Genomic DNA, 2,520 nt, shown 5'->3' with positions numbered 1-2,520 from the left:
GACATGCACCATCTGGCGCCGGACGTCCCGATTTTCCATATCCCCTTGGCGCTGCGATTGCGCGGCGAGCTGGATGTTGACGCCTTACGAAACGCACTGCTTGATGTGGTGAACCGCCACGAGACCTTGCGCACTGTCTTCACCAGCGTCGACGGCGTTTTATACCAAGCTGTCTTACCCGTGGAGCGGGCTGACTTAGGCTGGCGAATCGTCAACGCCGCGGAATGGTCCGCCACGCGGCTCCGGCAGTCACTGGCCGCGCATGTCAGCGCTACCTTCGATCTTTCTACTCAGATCCCACTGCGCGCTCGGCTTTACCGTGTCGCCGAGGGCGAACACGTATTGGCCATCAGCTTGCACCACATTGCCGCTGATGGTTGGTCGCTGGCACCACTGGCGTCCGATTTGAACGCCGCTTATTGCAGTCGTCGTAACGAGCGTGCCCCAAGGTGGGCTCCGTTACCAGTCCAATACGCCGATTACGCCCTATGGCAGCGCGAGTACTTGGGTGATCCTGCCGATCCCGAGAGCTTGGTCGGGACTCAACTGCAGTATTGGGAAGGCGCGCTCGCCGGAATCCCAGAACGCCTGGAGCTACCCACCGACCGACCACATCCACCCGCGGCGGACTACCGTGGCGACACGATCGCTCTACACTGGCCCGCGGCATTGCATGACCGGATAGCCCGGCTGGCACGCGACCACAACGCGACCAGTTTCATGGTCGTTCACGCGGCCCTGGCCGCAGTGTTGTCCGAACTCTGCGGCAGCACCGACATTCCCATCGGAATCAATGTTGCCGGGCGTAATCACCCGATGCTGGATGAATTGGTTGGCAACTTCGCCAACAGCATGGTGCTGCGCGCCGAGTTGGGAGGCGATCCCACCTTTGCGCGACTGCTAGCTCAGGTGCGTGCGCGCACTTTGCAAGCATTCGATCACCAGGACCTGCCCTTCGGTGTCCTCGTCGACCGGCTCAACCCCAGCCCGGCGCTAAGCCATTCCCCGCTGCGGCAAGTGATCCTGGTCTGGCATAACACCGAGCCCCCCAAGTGGGCGTTGGGCAATCTGGATGTCACGGTTGTCCCGCTCCACACGGGCGTCGGCCGGATGGATCTGGTGTTGTCGCTCAACGAACGATTCACCGACGCTGGATGTCCCGCCGGCATTAGCGGAGTCGTGGAATTCCGCACTGACGTCTACGACGCCGCCACCATCCGGACTTGGATCTACATGTTGGAGAAGCTGCTGTCGGCAACGGTGGTCGACCCGGAGCGGCAACTGTCGACATTAATGCCGGAACAGTAGTTAGCGTCAATTCACCGATGGGCCCGTGTGGCGTGAATCGTTGAGCGCTTGATATTGGTTTGCAACATCAATCCTCGCGACGGTAAGAGCGAGGAGGCGTTGGGCCAAACCAGCCCCTGAACCCAAGCGGCGAGTCGTGGCCGCCAGTGCACACTCCGCGCAGCCGGTACACACTCGGCCAGCAGTGGGGAATTACTCATCTAGGTTGCCATGGGGCATGGTCGCCGCGACGCTGCAACGTGGGCATTGATCGAGCATGTGTTAGCCAACCACTTCCGCCCACAGTGCGGCGACCGATAGCCCAACTTGGTGTAATAGTGAACGCAAAAGCGGCAGGCTCAACCCGATCACGTTCGACGGATCGCCGTCGATTCTGTCGATGAACCAGCCGCCAAGTCCGTCAAGGGTGAATCCTCCCGCGACCTGCAACGATTCCCCGCTGGCCAAGTACGATTCCAGATCGTCAGGCGATGGAGTACCGAAAAAAACTGTGGTTATTGATGTTTCGTCAACGCAGTGAGCGATCTTGTTGTCCAGCAACCGGATAACGGAATGGCCGGTATACAGTTGGCCGGGGCGCCCCGCCATCGACTGCCACTGTCGGCGCGCCTCGGCCACCGTCTGCGGTTTCCCGGACAACCGGCCATTGAGGCTGAGCATGGAATCGCACCCGACGACGACGCAATCGGCGGCGACCATATGGTCCACCGCCCTCACGACCTGCTCGGCTTTTGCCCGGGCCAGCGCAGAGACCAGTTGGCTGGCTGTAACGCCCGGTCCGAGTCCGGCGCTGACCACATCTTCGTCGACGCCGGAGACGATCACCAGCGGCTCGACGCCGGCCTGGCGGAGCACTTTGAGCCGACCAGCGGAAGCGGACCCGAGCACCAGCCTGGTCATCGACGCATGTGCATCATCTCTTGCAGCGTGATCCGCTGCCAGCTGAAGACGGGGTAGCGCAACTTGTCGACCGGCAGGCCCCACCGGGTGGGCTCGGTTTCCGGCGCTGGGGGCGCACCGCTGACGCTGCCCAGCACTGCGATCAGCGCGGCCAACTCCTGAGCGGTGGGCTGTCCCTTGAGGATCTGAATGTGCGGCTCGTGCGGATGGTGCCCATCAGCGGTGACCGGCGACACGCCTGCCGCGTTGCTGTTGTTCGCGCTCACTGGTGCATGACCGTTGTGATTGCCGACGTTCATCTCACTCCCGTCG

3 protein-coding genes are annotated in these 2,520 nt (G+C 62.1%); 1 reads left to right on the top strand and 2 read right to left on the bottom strand.

Annotated elements, in window-relative coordinates:
- Positions 1–1,308: condensation domain-containing protein (locus tag F0Q45_RS25350; protein WP_262491178.1), on the top strand; the 1,308-nt coding region annotated here is incomplete at its 5' end.
- A 261-nt stretch (positions 1,309–1,569) separates the two neighbouring features.
- On the opposite strand, the gene F0Q45_RS25345 is transcribed toward F0Q45_RS25350, so the two are convergent.
- Positions 1,570–2,208 carry a Maf family protein gene (locus tag F0Q45_RS25345; RefSeq protein ID WP_149656499.1) on the bottom strand — a complete coding sequence of 213 codons (639 nt, stop codon included), beginning with the start codon at positions 2,206–2,208 and terminating at the stop codon, positions 1,570–1,572.
- The coding region (locus F0Q45_RS25340; protein WP_149656498.1) for an acyl-CoA carboxylase subunit epsilon at positions 2,205–2,520 on the bottom strand (316 nt) is incomplete at its 5' end. The genes F0Q45_RS25340 and F0Q45_RS25345, both read right to left, overlap by 4 nt.

The organism is Mycobacterium simiae (assembly GCF_008370645.1).
Taxonomy (GTDB): Bacteria; Actinomycetota; Actinomycetes; order Mycobacteriales; family Mycobacteriaceae; genus Mycobacterium; species Mycobacterium simiae_A.
This window is presented reverse-complemented; position numbering and strand designations above follow the sequence as displayed.